Below are 17,620 nucleotides of genomic sequence, written 5' to 3'. Positions count from 1 at the left end.
ATCAATCCAGCCATTGAAGTTGTTCACGCAGACTCACCACATCACCAATAATCGTCAATGTAGGCGCCTGAATTTGGTATTCACTGACTTTAGATGCAATATCTGCCAATGTACCGACCACGACTTTTTGCTCTGGGGTTGTGCCTTTCGATACCAATGCAACTGGCATATCCGGACGCTGCCCGTGCGCGATGAGTTTCTCACAAATTTTTTCTAGACCGACCAAGCCCATATACAGCACGAGCGTTTGATTTTGATAAACCAACTCATTCCAAGGTAGCTCCGGTGAACCTTCTTTGAGATGTCCTGTCAAGAAGCGTACACTTTGCGCATAATCTCGATGTGTTAATGGAATCCCTGCATAAGCCGAACATCCAGAGGCAGCAGTAATTCCCGGAACAACTTGGAAGGCAACGCCTGCCGCAAAGAGTTCTTGAATTTCTTCACCGCCGCGGCCAAAGATGAACGGATCTCCGCCTTTTAAGCGGCAGACGCGTTTACCTTCACTGGCATATTTCACCAGTAAGGCATTGATGCCTTCTTGCGGAACAGCATGATTAGATCGCGCTTTACCTACATAGATTTTTTCAGCATCTCGGCGGCAAAGATCCATAATCGGCTGAGAAACCAAACGGTCATAGATCACCACATCCGCTTGCTGCATTAAACGTAGGGCTTTTAAGGTCAGTAGTTCAGGATCACCCGGCCCTGCACCCACCAAATACACCTCACCTTTCGGCTGTTTCCATTCCAATAAGGCCTGTTCAATCAAACGATTGGCTTCAGTCAAATTGTCATTGAATACCTGCTCTTTGAGCGGACTTGCATACAAGTCTTCCCAAAAAATACGGCGTTCATCTGGATTGACGATTTTGGCTTTAACGGCCGCGCGCCATTGGCCTGAGAACTCAGCCAGTTTGCCCATGCCATGCGGAATCGAGCTTTCTAACTGGGTGCGTATTTGGCGCGAGAGTACTGGCGATGTGCCATTAGATGCAACGGAGATGACCAGTGGAGAACGGTCAATGATCGCAGGAACCATAAAACGGCAATGCGGCGGATCATCGACACTATTAACCAAGACATTTTCAGCTTCGCAGGCTTCAAAAACCGCCTGATTGACCGCTTTGTCATTGGTTGCTGCAATCACTAAACGAAACTGACGCAGCGCAATGGCATTTTCTTGATAAACCGATTCGTGATAAATCGAGTTGAGATATTGACCTTGGGTTTTATTAACCAAGGTCAATAAATCATCTTCAATTTCGGGTGAGCAAACTGTCAGCTGAGCGCCCGCTTTTGCAAGCAGCACAGCCTTTCTATATGCAATTCGACCACCACCAACAATCAGACAAGGTTGCTGCTGCAACTTCAAAGAGATTGGAAAGATATCCACACACGACCTCAATAGTTTAAATCTGATTGTCTTAAGCAATTTTTGTGCACAAATGTATGCACTTTATCGACTATTAATCGATAAATTCAGCACCGCCCATATATGGACGAAGTACTGCTGGAATTTCAATTGAACCGTCTGCGCGTTGATAATTTTCCATCACGGCAAGTAAAGTACGACCAACTGCCAAACCTGAACCATTCAGCGTGTGTACAAACTCAGTTTTCTTTTGGTCAGCACGGTAACGCGCTTTCATACGGCGTGCTTGGAAGTCACCCATGCATGAGCAAGATGAAATTTCACGGTAGGTATTTTGACTTGGCACCCAAACTTCTAAATCATAAGTTTTGATTGCACCAAAGCCCATGTCTCCGCCACACAGAACGACTTTACGGTATGGTAAGCCTAATGCTTGAAGAATACCTTCGGCATGACCCGTTAATTCTTCCAAAGCATCCATCGAAGTTTCAGGTTTTACAATCTGAACCATTTCTACTTTGTCAAATTGGTGTTGACGGATCAAACCACGTGTATCACGGCCATACGAACCCGCTTCGCTACGGAAACATGGCGTATGTGCTGCATATTTTAAAGGTAGACGTTCTGGGTCAATGATTTCATCACGCACGAAGTTGGTTACAGGAACTTCAGCTGTAGGAATCAAGTAATATTCTTTTTCGCCTTGAAGTTTGAATAAATCTTCTTCAAATTTAGGCAATTGGCCTGTACCCCGTAAAGAATCTGCATTAACCAAATAAGGTACATACGCTTCTGTATAGCCATTTTCCAAGGTATGTGTATTTAACATAAATTGGGTAATTGCACGCTGTAAACGCGCCAATGGGCCTTTGAGTACGCTAAAACGAGTACCTGTCAATTTGGTTGCGGTTTCAAATTCTAAACCGCCCATCATTTCACCCAAGTCAGTATGGTCTTTGATCTCAAAATCAAACTGACGTGGTGTACCCCATTTGAAAACTTCAACATTGTCGTTTTCGTCTTTACCTTCTGGCACAGACTCATGAGGTAAATTCGGAATCGATAAAGATTTGGCTTCAAGTTCAGCCTGAAGCTCAGAAAGTGCAACTTCTGCGGCTTTAATTTCATCACCAATAGCAGACATACGTGCCATGATTTCAGATGCATCACCGCCAGCTTTTTTAATTTGACCAACTTGTTTTGCACCAGCATTACGTTCAGCTTGTAACGACTCAGTTTTAGACTGAATTCCCTTACGGCGAGCTTCAAGGTCTGCCCACTCTGCTACGTTAAGTTGAACACCACGTTTTGCTAAGGCTAAGTTTACAGCCTCAATATTATTTCTGAGTAATTTCGGGTCGATCATAGCCAATCTTAAGTAAAGAAAAAAACTGGCTATAGTGTAAGCTCTTAACACTCAAAAATACAGTGACCGAGCTTACAGCTGCCCCTTATTAAACCAATAATCTTGCTTCAAATTGTCTTATTTGGTGTCGTAATTTGGCAAACTTGGTAAATATTCAGGTTTAAATAGTCCTTTAGCCGTAAAATATGGAAGTTTTAGCTCAGGCATGCCCTCTGCATAACTCGCCAATTCATACAGTGGATAAGCAAATACAATCCCGTTCGCACCATAATAAAAATTATCGCTTAACTGAAGTTTTGAACGTTCAATATCATGACTATCTAACCACATATAGTTGGCATCAAAAAGTGCGCTAATCACTTTCGTATCTGCACCTTTGACCAATACATCTTGTAAAGCCAAACGTTTTTTGGCTTTTAAATCAAAATTGACATATTCAACATGGGACATACCATGAGCCGCATGCGCTGCGTAGGTATAGCTTTCGATTGCAAAAGTTGCGATATGTCCCCACTGACTAATATATCGAACAGAAGTGGTACTTTGACTTAGGCCTGCATCCGTCTTGTCTGATAAATCGATTTTTTGATTCGGCTCAGTTGAAAATGCAATCGGGTCTGCTTTTTTAATCCGATCAGTAAAATATTGATTAATCCAATCAACATTGGTTTCAACCGTTTGAATCGTATATTGGGTACAGCCTTCCGCATCGCAAGCCTGTGCTTTTGGTAATTGCATCGCAACTGATTTAGATTGAATAAGTGGAATCGCATCAGCGACGACTGCTGGCTTCTGTTCCGTTGTTTCACCTTCAACAGGTTCATTTCGAGGATGGCAGGCCGTTAATGACCCGATTAAAACCACAGCTGAAACAGCCCAAGCTATATTATTCATATGATTTTTTTTCATCCCAAAATTCCCTATAGCAACAGTCAAAACCACAAGTCACTTCATTTAAGCAAACTGTGAATATCAGCATACTACTAAATTTCTCTTATATTCAGCTTGCTGGCTTTACATTTCTCCATAAAAAAAGCAGACCGATGTCTGCTTTTTTTCGATTATGAGAATTATTGATCAATAATGTCCGTACCTTTTGGAGGTACAAAATTAAAGGTTGACGCTGGAATAGACGCATTCACCTTCACATTATTGAAACGTACATGGGTTGTTTGACCTAATGAGTCTTGGAGAATCATTAAAGTCGGCGCATTTTTCGCACCAAAACTAATGGTTAAGCTTTGAAACACACCATCATCACTTTTTGGATATAAAGTGTAATAAGTTTTGGTCTTATTCGGCTGTGTAATACGATAAGACTTCATGATTTGAGCCGTATTACCTGACAATAATAATGCTGGTGTATTCGCAACTTGGTCATCTAAGCTTTGGCGTACCGCTTGTTGTAGGTCTGGGTCATAAATCCAAACTGTTTTACCTGTAGTCGCAATGGTTTGCTTAGATGGGCTGGTTGTTTCCCAATAGAATTTACCCGGACGCTGAACTTTCATGACCCCAGTAAAAGTTTGGTTCATATGCTGCGCACTTAAACCTTTCTTTTGAGTAGCTTTCGGGTTGGTCACTTTTGTAGTTTGCTGAAAGTTAGCTGTAAAACTTTTAATACCCGATAATTGTTTCACCAAATTGGCAGTTGCCTGCTGCTCCGACGCTGCAACTGGTGCCGCGAATACTGTCGTACTCATAACCGGTGCCAGTGTCGCTGCACCTAATGCCATAGCACAGATGGTTTTACGAAGCATTTTCATAGATTCACCTTTTATATTTGCATCAACGCAATTTGTTAGATGGCTCCATCTTAAACCACTTTCATTGACTAAATTTAGAGAAAAAAAGAAGTTTTGTATGGTTATTAATGCAAATTGCTGTTTTTTATTCATCATGATGGAGAAATATAAAATAAAAAGGCACTTGATTTGATTCAAATGCCTTTCAAATAATTAAACAACGATTTAGCAATTTTAATAATCCAATATTGAGTTATTTCCATTGCCAACCGATCGATGCACCAGCGCCAAAGTCACCTTCAGAGTTCCCTATTGCAGCCAATTTATACACATATTTATTGCTCTCAGTTACTCCACTAAAACCTACTGCATAGCCTTGTGAACCTTCCCAAGTCCCCATACCTACACTGAACATGTTATATCCAGCATCTGTGGGTTGAGGTAAGGAGGCGATTGCAATACTTGAAGCAACAGCACCGTAAACATTATCTTTAAATTTATTGAAATTATGGTTCAATTCATTCACACGTTGATTGGTATAACTATTGGCTTGGTTGAGTACATTTGCCCCATGCTGATCTGTATATGCTTTTGAACTATTTAACACTTCTAGATCTGCTTGACGCATTTGTTTCACGTTTACCGCATCGGTGTCTGCCGTACCAGCTGCCACATGGATAATTTGCCGCTCTGCACCAGCCGGGCCAACGGAAACCGTATTATTGCGGTCAGAGCTTGAACCATTGCCAAGTACAACAGCATTATTTGCAGAGGTGTTGATATTGTTACCAACCACATAGGTATTATTACCTGTGACTGTGTTATTTGAACCTACAGCACCAGATCCATCACCACTGACTGTATTGTTTACACCGAGGGCAATAGACTGATTACCATCAGCTTTATTACCTGCACCGATTGCAATCGCATCTTGTCCATTCGCAGTTGGTTTAGGTGCTGTATTGGCAACGTTTGATTGAATTTTAATGTACGGATCTGTTTCTTTTAAGCTCAACAACCATTCAACTTCAGTACCGACAAATCCATTTTTTATCGCAAGTTCATACGCACTGAAACCATTTTCACCAGTTAGTCCTTGTGCGCCAACTGCACCACGTAGACTTTCTAACCATTGGTCTTCATTGCCTTCATAACCATTGCTCACCGCAACTTGATAAGCACTTGCACCATCTAGACCATTGCTGCCATTCAGACCGTTCAACCCATCCTTACCATCGATGCCGTCTCGGCCATTGAGTCCATCTTTACCAGTAGCGCCTGTTGCTCCTGTATCGCCTTTGTCACCTTTAGCTCCGGTTGCACCTGTTGCTCCTGTATCGCCTTTGTCACCAGCAGGACCTTGAGGTCCCATTGGCCCTTCTGGGCCAGGAATTCCACTATTGCAACGATTACAAGTATGCTCAGGATATGACGAGCCACTCCCACCAGCCCATGCAATTGAACCTAAGAAAATAAAATACTCACAGCTAGTAATTTTGGTACAGCTTTAATAGCGATTGAAGTTATTTCACCAAGTCCTAGTGTCTTTTCAAATGCAATTTGTTGGCTTTTATCAGGACAATTCCTTTTCTGATAGTCAGCACCGATAAAAACTGTATTCAATATTTTATTCATGTCCTTATCCTTTTTTTGTATTTGTACTCCTCTATTACGCTCTTTATTTTTTTGTGGTTTAAATCACTATTTATAGTGAATTTATTGATTTGTACATCATTTGTAACAATCTAAAAAATACCTCACATTTTATTCTGACGAAAAAAAACCCGCAAAAATGCGGGTTTTTTTCTATTCAAGCTTACGCTTCAACAGATACGTAGCGACGACCGAATTGGCCTTTCACTTCGAATTTCACAACGCCGTCAGCAGTTGCAAATAAAGTATGGTCACGGCCCATACCTACATTTACACCAGCGTGGAATTCAGTACCACGTTGACGAACGATGATGTTACCAGCAGTCACAGATTGACCGCCGTAGATTTTAACACCCAACATTTTTGGGTTCGAGTCACGACCGTTTTTAGTCGAACCACCGGCTTTTTTAGTTGCCATGTCTACTTACTCCTCGTAATTAGCCTGAAATAGCTGTAATTTTCAACTCAGTGAACCATTGACGGTGACCTTGTTGTTTACGATAGTGTTTACGACGACGCATTTTGATGATGCGGATTTTGTCGTGACGACCATGGCTAACTACTTCAGCAGTTACTTTAGCGCCAGCTACTACTGGTGCACCAATTTGAATGCTGTCACCGTTAACAAGCATCAACACGTCATCAAAAGTAACAGTTGAGCCAGTTTCAGCTTTCAATAATTCTACTTTAAGGGTTTCACCCTCAACTACACGGTGTTGTTTACCACCGCTTTGGATTACTGCGTACATTTAAGTACTCCAAACATGCCCGTGTTGTCGTGCCGGTAAAGGGATATACCGATCTTAAAACGATCGTCACTGGGGTTTCGCAAAGGCAAAGATTTTAAGGGATAACCCGAAAAACAACAAGTCATTTCCGTAAAATATTAGATGAGTATGCGTTTATTATATAAACAGTGTCATTAAAACCATTAAAATGAGTGCTCTATTTCACTTACCATGCTTTTGGCAAGGTTTGACATAGATTTTTAGCAACAATTCGCTAATATACACTGGACTGACATCAACAACATGCTGTTCAAACAACATGCTAAAGATAAAAGTCTGTTAAAAAATAAGTACAATACTTACGCTTGATGAAAAAAATCACTTAAGATTAAGTCAATTGAGTAAGTTCTTATCTGTTATTCATATAACAAATTGCTACACTACGTCTGTAATTCAAAAATTATTGAGGTTTCTCTTCATATGACCATCGACTTTAAGCAAGATATTCTCGCGCCTGTTGCTACTGACTTTGCTGCGATGGACAAATTTATTAATGAAGGGATCACGTCTAAAGTTGCCTTGGTCATGGCAGTCAGTAAACATGTAGTTGAAGCAGGCGGTAAACGCATGCGTCCCATTATGTGCTTACTTGCAGCAAAGGCATGTGGCGCAGAAGATTTAGAAAAACACCGTAAACTTGCAGCAATTATTGAAATGCTACATACCGCAACCTTGGTACATGACGACGTAGTCGATGAATCGGGTTTACGCCGTGGTCGCCCAACCGCAAATGCGACATGGAATAATCAAACTGCCGTACTAGTGGGGGATTTTCTAATTTCACGAGCTTTTGATTTATTGGTGGATCTAGACAGCAAAGTATTACTCAAAGACTTTTCAACGGGTACCTGTGAAATTGCTGAAGGTGAAGTTTTACAACTTCAATCACAGCACCAACCCGAAACTACTGAACAAACCTATTTAGATATTATTCACGGTAAAACTTCGCGTTTATTTGAGCTCGCTACCGAAGGTGCAGCGATTCTGACTGGTACACCAGAGTACCGTGAACCGCTTAGAAAATTTGCGGGACACTTTGGAAATGCCTTTCAAATTATTGACGATATTTTAGATTACACCTCAGATGCTGAAACATTAGGTAAAAATATTGGCGATGATTTGATGGAAGGTAAACCAACTTTACCTTTAATCTCTGCCTTAAAGAATACCACTGGCGAAGAACATGACATTATTCGCCGCAGTATTGCCACAGGTGGTACGGCAGATTTAGAGCGTGTTATTCAGATTGTACAAAGCTCTGGGGCACTTGATTATTGTAGCCAACGAGCGACTGAAGAAACTGAGGCAGCACTAGCCGCTTTAGCAGCGCTACCAGATACTGAATATCGTCAAGCTTTAATCAACCTCGCAAACTTGGCATTACACCGAATTCAATAATTAACAATATTCATCGTAATTCCCCTTGCCTATGCATATAAAACTCAATGATATCTTTTTGACCATGCAGCAACAGCTCGATACCCCTCGGGCTGTGCTGGATGAAAACTTGCTGATCGAATTGGTCAACCGAATTCGACCAGAAGATACAAAAAATACCGACGAAATTAAGAAAAAATTTCAGGCTTTCATCCAAGCTTTACTCATCACGCCAGATGCAGCCTCTACCCTGCAAAGTTTTGTCCTAAAACTCATTAGCCGATATAAACAAACCAGTTTATATGCGGACACGGGTATTTTGTCTCTCGATGGTTTCTGGGGACAACTGTTCCAACGGCTTGGCGCACATTTTCTTCCTCTGATCAATGACGAAACTCAATTACAAGATTTAGTCCGTCGAGTTTTTTATCGTCATAGCGACAAATATTGGCTGGACAGTATTGATGATCAGCAATGGATGCAGCTCTTTCGATTGTTTAACCAAGGTCATAGCAATCAGGAAGAAAAAAAGAAAATTCGCCGTGAGTTAATTAAAGCTATTACCGTTTTGTCCTATCGGGTAAGTGGTATTGGCTTATATCCTGAATTTATTAATGCACAGCCTGAACTGACCGAATATGAATCACCTTTTTTGGTGCAAAACCGTGAAATAAATGATTTTATTCAGCAGTATAAAAAGCTCCATCAAAGTGCTGAAGAAATGAGTGCTGTGCTACCGCCAGATGCTTCTCAAGCGTTGGTAATGCTGGAACAATGTCGTGATGTGGTGCTGAAGATTCGGCGTGCGACCAAACGAATTGGTGTAAGTGTCAGCCTGACTTACTTATTGTCGCTTTTAGAACAGTGTTTAGATCGCTTAGAAATCTTACTCAACCTGATTGTTGAAGAAGATGATGTCCGCTATGTGTCTATGGGTAGTTTACTCAGTGATGTGACGTCAGCGATTTATAGCGAGCGCAGTGTGCGCGATTTGCTCGCCACCAATAGTGAATTGGTTGCCCTACAAGTCACCGAAAACGCAAGTAAAACCGGCGAACACTATGTAAGTACGGACAAACAAGGCTTTATGAGCATGTACCGATCTGCGGCAGGTGCCGGTGTGATCATTGCATGTATGGCAACTTTAAAAGTGCTGATGGCCCGTGTCAGCATGGCACCGCTCATGCAAGCCATTTCATATAGTCTGAACTACTCTTTCGGCTTTATGCTGATTCATGTCTTACATTTTACTGTTGCCACTAAACAGCCTGCGATGACAGCTGCCGCCCTTGCCTCGACGGTTCAGCATCGTAAAGGCTCGAAAATGGCGCAGATTGCCGAACTTGCCGCGCTAATTATTAACATCATTCGAACCCAGTTTATTGCAATCTTAGGCAACATCAGTATTGCGATTCCGGTCGCGGCATTGATCGCCTTAAGTTGGGATATGGCTTTACATGAGCCATTAATGAATCATGCAAAAGCAGCTAAAACCTTACACGACCTCAATCCATTTACCTCACTGGCTGTGCCACATGCTGCGATAGCTGGAGTATGTTTGTTTTTATCAGGTTTGCTTGCTGGGTACTTTGACAACATGGCGATCTATCGCAAAGTTGGACCACGGATTCAAGCACATCCAAAGTTAAAACGCATCATGGGTCAAGAGAGACTGGATAAGCTTGCCGCTTACATTGAGCGAAACTTAGGTGCTTTAGCAGGTAACTTCTTATTCGGGATCATGCTGGGCAGTATGGGAACAATTGGATTTATTTTTGGTTTACCTTTAGATATTCGCCATATCGCCTTCGCCTCGGCCAACTTCATACAAGGCCTCATCAATATTAATGGTTCACCAGACATTGGCTTAATCATTGTGTCATTCTTAGGGGTTATTCTGATCGGTCTGACTAACTTATTCGTCAGTTTCACGTTAACCATTATTGTGGCACTACGGGCACGTCGCGTAAGATTTGAACAATGGAAACCACTGGCTAAACTGGTGATGACTCATTTTCTAACGCGACCAAGTGATTTTTTCTGGCCACCGAAAACCCCACTTGAAGTTGAAGATGGCACACAAGCCAGTAAGAACAATCATTAGCAGATTTGTGTTTTATTTTAGTAAGATGTAAATGAACACAAAAAATAAAATCAGTATGATTTACACATACTTGAAATAAAGTGTACTGATGAGTACACTTTAGTCCATTAATTAACCGAGCTCAAACCGGTTAAAATGACAAGGAATAAAATATGCCACGAACGCTACTGTTTGTTGGTTTTTTTGCATTAATTATCAGTGTGTTGTCGCTTTATTCTAGCTATTTAAATCTATTAGATTTAAGTATCGTGGAATGGATGAGTCAGCACCGTATTGCTGTTTTTAATCAAATTGCCATCGGACTTTCGGCGCTAGGCGGCATGCCTTTTGTATTATTTTTCACCACGCTATGGTGTTTACACTTTGCGTGGTATAAAAAATATACAGAGATTGTTTTTATCAGTATAGGGATCTTCGGAAGTATCGGCCTTGCATGGTTGCTTAAATTTACGTTCACCAGACCGCGTCCCCCAGAAATGTACTATCTTGTAGCGTCTTACGGGAGTTCATTCCCAAGTGCACACAGTTGTTATGCTGCATCGCTTGCGTGTCTGATGATCTTGATTTACCGACAACATGCTCAACATCGCTTGATCACCATTTTGGCATTGTTATGGATGCTGTGTATGGGTGTTTCGCGAGTATATGTTGGGGTTCATTTTCCGACAGATGTCTTATCCGGTTGGAGCATAAGTTTTATTTGGATCGCGCTACTTTATTTGAGTTACATCAAAATCAGTAAAGCGTAAACAAATGAATAATTTAGATAAATATCTAATTGAGGTGGAACAATGATGTCTGCAAAGCTTTGGGCTCCTGCCCTGACTGCTTGCGCATTGGCAACAAGTATTGCACTTGTTGGTTGTAGCAAAGATCCTAAAGATGCACAGCAAGCTGCTGCTGCACAGCAAATGCCACCAACTGAAGTCGGTGTCATTGTTGCCCAACCGCAAAGCGTTGAACAATCTGTTGAACTTTCAGGCCGTACATCTGCCTATGAAATTTCAGAAGTACGCCCACAAACCAGTGGTGTAGTACTGAAACGTCTATTTGCAGAAGGTAGCTATGTTCGCGAAGGACAAGCCTTGTACGAGATCGACTCGCGTACAAACCGTGCTTCAGCTGACAGTGCTCGTGCTGCTTTAACACGTCAACAAGCAAACCTAAACGTGTTACGTGTTAAAGAAGGTCGTTACCGTCAGCTTGTTGGCTCAAATGCGATTTCAAAACAAGAATACGACGATATTGTTGCTCAAGTTAAACTGGCTGAAGCAGACGTTGCTGCATCTCAGGCAGAACTTAAAAATGCAGAAATTAATTTAGGTTATTCAACTGTACGTGCGCCAATTTCGGGTCAAACAAACCGTTCAACTGTGACTGCTGGTGCATTAGTTACTGCATCTCAAGCTGATCCATTAGTCACAATTCAACGTCTTGATCCAATGTACGTTGACATTAACCAATCAAGTGCTGAACTTCTTCGTCTACGCCAACAGTTAAGCAAAGGCAACTTGGACAGCAGTAATAACACCAAAGTGAAATTACGTCTTGAAGATGGTAGCGAATACCCAATTGAAGGTCGTCTTGCATTTTCTGATGCGAGTGTAAACCCAGATACAGGTACGGTTACGCTTCGCGCTGTGTTCTCTAACCCGAACCATTTATTACTTCCGGGTATGTTTGCCAATGCTCGCATCGTTCAAGGTGTGATTCCAAACGCTTACCTCATTCCACAAGCTGCCATTACGCGTACCCCAACAGGTCAAGCGATTGCAATGATTGTGAATGCAAAAGGTGCTGTTGAATCTCGTCCTGTAACCACTGTTGGTACGCAAGGTTCGAATTGGATCGTGACTCAAGGCTTAAACACTGGCGATAAAGTGATTGTTGACGGTATTGCGAAAGTTAAGCCAGAGCAACAAGTTGTAGCCAAACCGTATCAACCTCAGGCTGCTGCACCTCAAGGTGCTCAACAACCTGCTGCAGCAAAGCCAAACGCTAAAGCCGCAGAACAAGCAGCGCCTAAAACTGAACAAAAAGCTACTTCAAACGCATAGGGAGTAGACTGAATGGCTCAATTCTTTATTCATCGCCCCATTTTTGCATGGGTGATTGCATTGGTGATTATGTTGGCGGGTGTACTCACGCTATCAAATATGCCAATTGCACAGTATCCGACCATTGCGCCGCCAACGGTTTCAATCTCTGCGACTTACCCTGGTGCATCTGCAGAAACAGTTGAAAACACCGTAACCCAAATCATTGAACAACAAATGAATGGTTTGGATGGCTTACGTTATATTTCGTCAAACAGTGCGGGTAACGGTCAGGCATCTATTACATTGAACTTTGAACAAGGGATCGATCCAGATATCGCCCAAGTTCAAGTCCAAAACAAACTCCAGTCTGCGACAGCGCTATTACCTGAAGACGTACAACGTCAAGGTGTAAAAGTCACCAAATCTGGCGCAAGCTTCCTACAAGTTGTAGCATTCCACTCACCATCGGGTAAGTTGACTGCGGACGACATTAAGGACTATGTAAACTCGAATATTTCTGAACCTCTCAGCCGTGTGGCAGGTGTAGGTGAAGTCCAAGTATTCGGTGGTTCTTATGCGATGCGTATTTGGCTAGATCCAGCCAAAATGGCAAACCTGAAAGTTACACCGAGTGATGTGGCTGCGGCTATCCGTACACAGAATGCTCAGGTTGCTGTTGGTCAGTTAGGTGGTGCGCCTGCAACTGAAGGTCAAGTACTGAACGCGACAGTTACAGCACAAAGTTTGTTGCAAACACCAGAGCAGTTTAAAAACATTTTCCTGCGTAACAGTAGTGATGGTGCTCAGGTACGTTTAGGTGATGTTGCACGTGTTGAATTAGGTGCTGACAACTATCAGTTCGACTCTAAGTTCAACAACAAACCTGCTGGTGGTGTAGCGATCAAACTAGCAACTGGTGCAAACGCATTAGACACAGCCGAAGCTGTTGAAGCACGTTTAAAAGAACTACGTCCAAACTACCCTGAAGGTTTAGAAGACACGCTTGCATTTGATACGACTCCATTCATTAAGTTATCGATTGAAAGTGTTGTACATACCCTTGTAGAAGCCGTGATTCTTGTATTCTTTGTGATGTTCTTATTCTTACAGAACTGGCGCGCAACGATTATTCCGACATTGGCTGTACCTGTAGTGGTATTGGGTACTTTTGCTGTCATTAACATGTTTGGTTTCTCGATCAACACACTCACCATGTTCGCGATGGTACTGGCGATTGGTCTCCTCGTGGATGATGCGATTGTTGTCGTAGAGAACGTTGAACGTGTTATGGTTGAAGATCATCTTGACCCAGTGACTGCAACTGAAATCTCAATGAAACAGATCTCGGGTGCCTTAATCGGTATTACCTCTGTGTTAACCGCTGTATTCGTGCCGATGGCATTCTTCGGTGGTACGACAGGTGTAATTTATCGTCAGTTCTCAATCACGCTGGTAACAGCAATGATTCTGTCATTGATTGTGGCATTGACCTTTACCCCTGCCCTATGTGCGACCATGTTGAAACAACATGATCCAAACAAACCTGAAAGCAACAATATCTTTGCCCGTTTCTTCCGTTGGTTTAACAGCTCTTTTGATAAAGTTGCGCATAAATACCAAGGCGGCGTGAACTTCATGACACACCACAAGATTTTCTCTGGTGTGATTTATGCAGTTGTAATCGGCTTATTAGTGCTTTTATTCCAAAAGTTACCATCATCATTCTTACCTGAAGAAGACCAAGGTGTTGTAATGACACTGGTACAGTTACCACCGAATGCCTCACTTGAGCGTACGGATAAAACTGTCACTGCAATGACCGATTACTTCCTGAAAAACGAAGAAAAATATGTCGATTCTGTATTCAGTGTTGCCGGTTTCTCGTTCACAGGTGTAGGTCAAAACGCAGGTCTTGCATTCATCAAGTTAAAAGATTGGGAAGACCGTACATCACCTGAATCTCAAGTAGGTGCGATTATTCAACGTGGTATGGCATTGAACATGATCGTGAAGGATGCTTCATACATCATGCCAATCCAATTACCAGCAATGCCTGAATTGGGTGTAACTGCCGGCTTCAACTTGCAGTTAAAAGCTTCTGCAGGTCAAACTCATCAACAACTTATCGATGCCCGTAATATGGTGCTCGGTATGGCTGCTCAAGATAAACGCCTCATGGGTGTTCGTCCTAACGGTCAAGAAGATACACCACAGTACAAAATCACGATTGACCAAGCTCAAGCTGGTGCAATGGGTGTGAGTATTTCTGAGATTAACACCACAATGGGTATGGCATGGGGTGGTTCTTACATCAATGACTTCGTTGACCGTGGTCGTGTGAAGAAAGTCTATGTACAAGGTGAAGCTGCGGCACGTATGATGCCTGAAGACCTGAGCCAGTGGTATGTCCGTAACAACCAAGGCACAATGGTTCCATTCTCGACCTTCGCTACTGGCGAATGGACTTATGGTTCACCACGTCTTGAACGTTATAACGGTATCGCATCTGTGAACATTCAAGGTTCACCGGGTGTAGGTGTAAGTTCGGGCGACGCGATGAAAGCGATGGAAGAAATTGTACAAAAACTTCCTTCGATGGGCGTTCAAGGCTTTGACTATGAATGGACTGGTTTATCTCTAGAAGAACGTGAGTCTGGCGCACAAGCACCATTCCTATACGCACTTTCATTGTTAATCGTCTTCCTATGTCTTGCTGCCTTGTATGAAAGCTGGTCTATTCCGTTCTCAGTATTACTGGTTGTACCATTAGGTGTATTGGGTGCGTTATTACTGACTTTCCTTGGAATGGTGTTCTTCAAAAATCCAAACTTGGCGAATAACATTTACTTCCAGGTGGCTATTATTGCCGTCATTGGTTTGTCCGCGAAGAATGCGATCTTGATCGTAGAATTCGCCAAAGAACTTCAAGAAAAAGGTGAAGATCTGTTTGACGCAACTTTGCATGCCGCTAAAATGCGTCTACGTCCAATTATCATGACCACTTTAGCCTTTGGTTTTGGTGTACTTCCTCTTGCGCTTTCTTCGGGTGCAGGTGCAGGTAGCCAGCACTCTGTAGGTTATGGTGTATTGGGTGGCGTAATCAGTTCTACCCTACTTGGTATCTTCTTTATTCCTGTGTTCTACGTATGGATCCGAAGTATCTTTAAGTACAAACCAAAACAACAAAATAATCAGGAGCATTTATCGTGATGCAAAATGTATGGTCTATTGCAGGTCGTAGCATTGCGGTTTCTTCACTTGCGCTTGCTTTGGCTGCCTGCCAAAGCATGCGTGGTCCAGAGCCGGTTGTTCAGACCAATATCCCCGAAAGCTACACAGCAAGTGCTTCTGGTACTTCTGTTGCTGAACAAGGATATAAAGATTTCTTTGCTGACCAACGTCTGGTACAAGTTCTTGACTTAGCTTTAGCCAATAACCGTGACCTGCGTACCGCAGCTTTAAATATTGAACGTGCACAGCAACAGTATCAAATCACTGCCAATGGTCAATTACCAACCATTGGTGCAAGTGGTAGCGTACTTCGTCAAGACACGTTGAATACGCAAAAGCCTGTAACTTCTTACAATGTCGGTTTAGGTGTCACTGCCTATGAACTTGATTTTTGGGGTCGTGTACGTAGCTTAAAAGACAATGCTTTAGACAGTTACCTTGCAACTGCAAGTGCCCGTGATGCAACACAAATTGCGTTGATCGGTCAAGTGGCTCAAGCATGGTTAAACTATGCATACGCTAACTCAAACTTGAAGCTTGCGGATCAAACCTTAAAGGCTCAGCTTGAATCTTACAACCTCAACAAAAAGCGTTTTGATGTCGGTATTGACAGTGAAGTTCCTGTTCGTCAGGCTCAAATTTCTGTAGAAACTGCACGTAATGATGTTGCGAATTACAAGACTCAAATTGCTCAAGCGCAAAACTTATTGAACCTATTAGTGGGTCAACAAGTGCCTGCGAACTTGCTGCCAAATCAACGTGTCAGTCGAATTACTTCGACCAATACCATTGGTTCTGGTATTCCAAGTGACTTGTTGAACAACCGTCCAGATGTACGTGCAGCTGAATATAAACTGTCTGCTGCTGGTGCGAACATTGGTGCAGCTAAAGCACGTCTGTTCCCTACGATTAGTCTGACAGGTTCTGCGGGTTATGCTTCAACGGACTTAGGTGATCTATTTAAATCAGGCAACTTTGTATGGTCTGCTGGCCCTAGCCTAGATATTCCAATCTTCGACTGGGGTACACGTCAGGCCAATATTAAAGTTTCTGAAACTGACCAGAAAATTGCATTGTCTGATTATGAAAAATCAGTTCAGTCAGCTTTCCGTGAAGTGAATGATGCGCTTGCAGTTCGCCAAAACATTGGTGACCGTATTGCAGCACAGCGCCGTTTAGTTGATGCAACCAATACAACGTACAAACTATCAAATGCCCGCTTCCGTGCTGGTATTGATAGCTACCTAACTGTGCTGGATGCGCAGCGTGCATCTTATGCAGCTGAGCAAGGTTTGTTGTTGCTTGAACAAGCAAATCTCAACAACCAAGTTGAATTGTATAAAACACTTGGTGGTGGTATCAAAGCCAACACTTCTGATGCTGTGCAATACCAACCTTCTACTGCTGAGCGTAAAGCTGCATCAAAACAATAATTTGATTTAGCCTAGCCCGTAATATTTGAAAAGCTCACTTCGGTGGGCTTTTTCATTTTTAGATCGGAGCTACAAAATAAAAATGAACATATTGCTTTTTGCTGAAGAGTTTCCTATCTTCAATTCACCTTTTTATATTGATAACTAAAAATGCTTTTAAGTAATCTTGAATCTGTTCCGGGTCATACCATTACACAACAACTTGATGTCGTTTATGGCAGTACTGTCCGCAGTAAACATGTTGGTCGTGACTTTATGGCTGGCCTAAAAAATATCGTGGGTGGTGAACTCAAAGGTTATACAGAACTACTCGAAGAATCCCGTCAAGAAGCTATGAGCCGTATGATTGACAAAGCACGTGCCTTAGGCGCGAATGCGGTCGTCGGTATCCGTTTTTCAACCTCAAATATTGCTCAAGGCGCCTCTGAATTATTTGTGTATGGCACGGCAGTTCGCGTAGAAGCCAACTCAGCAAAACTCCCAGACCCATTTCCAACTCAGGACTAAGT

At 42.5% G+C, this 17,620-nt stretch carries 15 protein-coding genes; 7 read left to right on the top strand and 8 right to left on the bottom strand.

The window, feature by feature from the left end:
• Position 1: 1 nt before the first annotated feature.
• The 8 genes from cysG to rplU form a co-directional block, all read right to left on the bottom strand.
• Positions 2-1,396: a siroheme synthase CysG gene (gene cysG / locus M5F03_RS11110; RefSeq protein ID WP_180171224.1), complete on the bottom strand. Its 1,395-nt coding sequence runs from the start codon at positions 1,394-1,396 to the stop codon at positions 2-4.
• A gap of 73 nt (positions 1,397-1,469) precedes the next feature.
• Positions 1,470-2,741, bottom strand: a complete 1,272-nt coding sequence (gene serS, locus M5F03_RS11105; protein ID WP_249708346.1) for a serine--tRNA ligase — start codon at positions 2,739-2,741, stop codon at positions 1,470-1,472.
• 117 nt (positions 2,742-2,858) lie between these two features.
• Positions 2,859-3,650 (bottom strand): RsiV family protein, encoded by a 792-nt coding sequence (locus tag M5F03_RS11100; RefSeq protein WP_249680430.1) that lies wholly within the window; start codon positions 3,648-3,650, stop codon positions 2,859-2,861.
• Positions 3,651-3,811: 161 nt separating this feature from the next.
• On the bottom strand, positions 3,812-4,507 hold the full coding sequence (gene lolA / locus M5F03_RS11095; RefSeq protein ID WP_111885313.1) for an outer membrane lipoprotein periplasmic chaperone LolA: 696 nt from the start codon (positions 4,505-4,507) through the stop codon (positions 3,812-3,814).
• A 232-nt stretch (positions 4,508-4,739) separates the two neighbouring features.
• Positions 4,740-5,858, bottom strand: a complete 1,119-nt coding sequence (locus M5F03_RS16650) for a YadA family autotransporter adhesin (RefSeq protein WP_283773884.1) — start codon at positions 5,856-5,858, stop codon at positions 4,740-4,742.
• A 92-nt stretch (positions 5,859-5,950) separates the two neighbouring features.
• The gene (locus M5F03_RS11070) at positions 5,951-6,121 is read right to left on the bottom strand and encodes a hypothetical protein (RefSeq protein WP_180034466.1); all 171 of its coding nucleotides are present in this window, start codon (positions 6,119-6,121) and stop codon (positions 5,951-5,953) included.
• Positions 6,122-6,302: 181 nt separating this feature from the next.
• Positions 6,303-6,557 carry a 50S ribosomal protein L27 gene (gene rpmA, locus M5F03_RS11065; RefSeq protein WP_067764378.1) on the bottom strand — a complete coding sequence of 85 codons (255 nt, stop codon included), beginning with the start codon at positions 6,555-6,557 and terminating at the stop codon, positions 6,303-6,305.
• A gap of 19 nt (positions 6,558-6,576) precedes the next feature.
• Complete coding sequence (rplU, locus tag M5F03_RS11060; protein WP_078191390.1) at positions 6,577-6,888, bottom strand: 50S ribosomal protein L21; 312 nt, start codon at positions 6,886-6,888, stop codon at positions 6,577-6,579.
• Between the two features lie 459 nt (positions 6,889-7,347).
• On the opposite strand from rplU, the gene sdsA reads away from it, so the two are divergent.
• The 7 genes from sdsA to M5F03_RS11025 all read left to right on the top strand — a co-directional run bounded on the left by sdsA (position 7,348) and on the right by M5F03_RS11025 (position 17,618).
• Positions 7,348-8,325 carry an All-trans-nonaprenyl-diphosphate synthase gene (gene sdsA / locus M5F03_RS11055; protein ID WP_078191391.1) on the top strand — a complete coding sequence of 326 codons (978 nt, stop codon included), beginning with the start codon at positions 7,348-7,350 and terminating at the stop codon, positions 8,323-8,325.
• A 31-nt stretch (positions 8,326-8,356) separates the two neighbouring features.
• Entirely contained in the window at positions 8,357-10,408 is a 2,052-nt protein-coding gene (locus M5F03_RS11050; protein ID WP_078192207.1) for a site-specific recombinase, read from the top strand.
• Between the two features lie 152 nt (positions 10,409-10,560).
• Positions 10,561-11,157 carry a phosphatase PAP2 family protein gene (locus M5F03_RS11045; protein ID WP_180025810.1) on the top strand — a complete coding sequence of 199 codons (597 nt, stop codon included), beginning with the start codon at positions 10,561-10,563 and terminating at the stop codon, positions 11,155-11,157.
• 42 nt (positions 11,158-11,199) lie between these two features.
• The gene (locus M5F03_RS11040; RefSeq protein ID WP_249708345.1) at positions 11,200-12,465 is read left to right on the top strand and encodes an efflux RND transporter periplasmic adaptor subunit; all 1,266 of its coding nucleotides are present in this window, start codon (positions 11,200-11,202) and stop codon (positions 12,463-12,465) included.
• Between the two features lie 12 nt (positions 12,466-12,477).
• Complete coding sequence (locus M5F03_RS11035; RefSeq protein WP_111885287.1) at positions 12,478-15,657, top strand: efflux RND transporter permease subunit; 3,180 nt, start codon at positions 12,478-12,480, stop codon at positions 15,655-15,657.
• On the top strand, positions 15,657-17,111 hold the full coding sequence (gene adeK / locus M5F03_RS11030; protein ID WP_249708381.1) for a multidrug efflux RND transporter AdeIJK outer membrane channel subunit AdeK: 1,455 nt from the start codon (positions 15,657-15,659) through the stop codon (positions 17,109-17,111). The genes M5F03_RS11035 and adeK overlap by 1 nt, the downstream gene beginning before the upstream one ends.
• A gap of 150 nt (positions 17,112-17,261) precedes the next feature.
• Positions 17,262-17,618: a YbjQ family protein gene (locus M5F03_RS11025; RefSeq protein WP_078192212.1), complete on the top strand. Its 357-nt coding sequence runs from the start codon at positions 17,262-17,264 to the stop codon at positions 17,616-17,618.
• The last annotated feature ends 2 nt before the right edge of the window (positions 17,619-17,620 follow it).

The organism is Acinetobacter amyesii (genome assembly GCF_023499985.1).
Classification (GTDB): domain Bacteria; phylum Pseudomonadota; class Gammaproteobacteria; order Pseudomonadales; family Moraxellaceae; genus Acinetobacter; species Acinetobacter amyesii.
The sequence above is the reverse complement of the archived record's forward strand: the minus strand, read 5'-3'. Positions and strand labels throughout refer to the sequence as shown.

Coding starts and splice junctions, on each gene's coding strand:
- rplU (WP_078191390.1), bottom strand. CDS start 6,888: ATGTACGCAGTAATCCAAAGCGGTGGTAAACAACACCGTGTAGTTGAG.
- M5F03_RS11070 (WP_180034466.1), bottom strand. CDS start 6,121: ATGAATAAAATATTGAATACAGTTTTTATCGGTGCTGACTATCAGAAA.
- M5F03_RS11025 (WP_078192212.1), top strand. CDS start 17,262: ATGCTTTTAAGTAATCTTGAATCTGTTCCGGGTCATACCATTACACAA.
- sdsA (WP_078191391.1), top strand. CDS start 7,348: ATGACCATCGACTTTAAGCAAGATATTCTCGCGCCTGTTGCTACTGAC.
- adeK (WP_249708381.1), top strand. CDS start 15,657: ATGCAAAATGTATGGTCTATTGCAGGTCGTAGCATTGCGGTTTCTTCA.
- M5F03_RS11040 (WP_249708345.1), top strand. CDS start 11,200: ATGATGTCTGCAAAGCTTTGGGCTCCTGCCCTGACTGCTTGCGCATTG.
- serS (WP_249708346.1), bottom strand. CDS start 2,741: ATGATCGACCCGAAATTACTCAGAAATAATATTGAGGCTGTAAACTTA.
- M5F03_RS11050 (WP_078192207.1), top strand. CDS start 8,357: ATGCATATAAAACTCAATGATATCTTTTTGACCATGCAGCAACAGCTC.
- M5F03_RS11035 (WP_111885287.1), top strand. CDS start 12,478: ATGGCTCAATTCTTTATTCATCGCCCCATTTTTGCATGGGTGATTGCA.
- rpmA (WP_067764378.1), bottom strand. CDS start 6,557: ATGGCAACTAAAAAAGCCGGTGGTTCGACTAAAAACGGTCGTGACTCG.
- M5F03_RS11045 (WP_180025810.1), top strand. CDS start 10,561: ATGCCACGAACGCTACTGTTTGTTGGTTTTTTTGCATTAATTATCAGT.
- lolA (WP_111885313.1), bottom strand. CDS start 4,507: ATGAAAATGCTTCGTAAAACCATCTGTGCTATGGCATTAGGTGCAGCG.
- M5F03_RS16650 (WP_283773884.1), bottom strand. CDS start 5,858: ATGGGACCTCAAGGTCCTGCTGGTGACAAAGGCGATACAGGAGCAACA.
- M5F03_RS11100 (WP_249680430.1), bottom strand. CDS start 3,650: ATGAAAAAAAATCATATGAATAATATAGCTTGGGCTGTTTCAGCTGTG.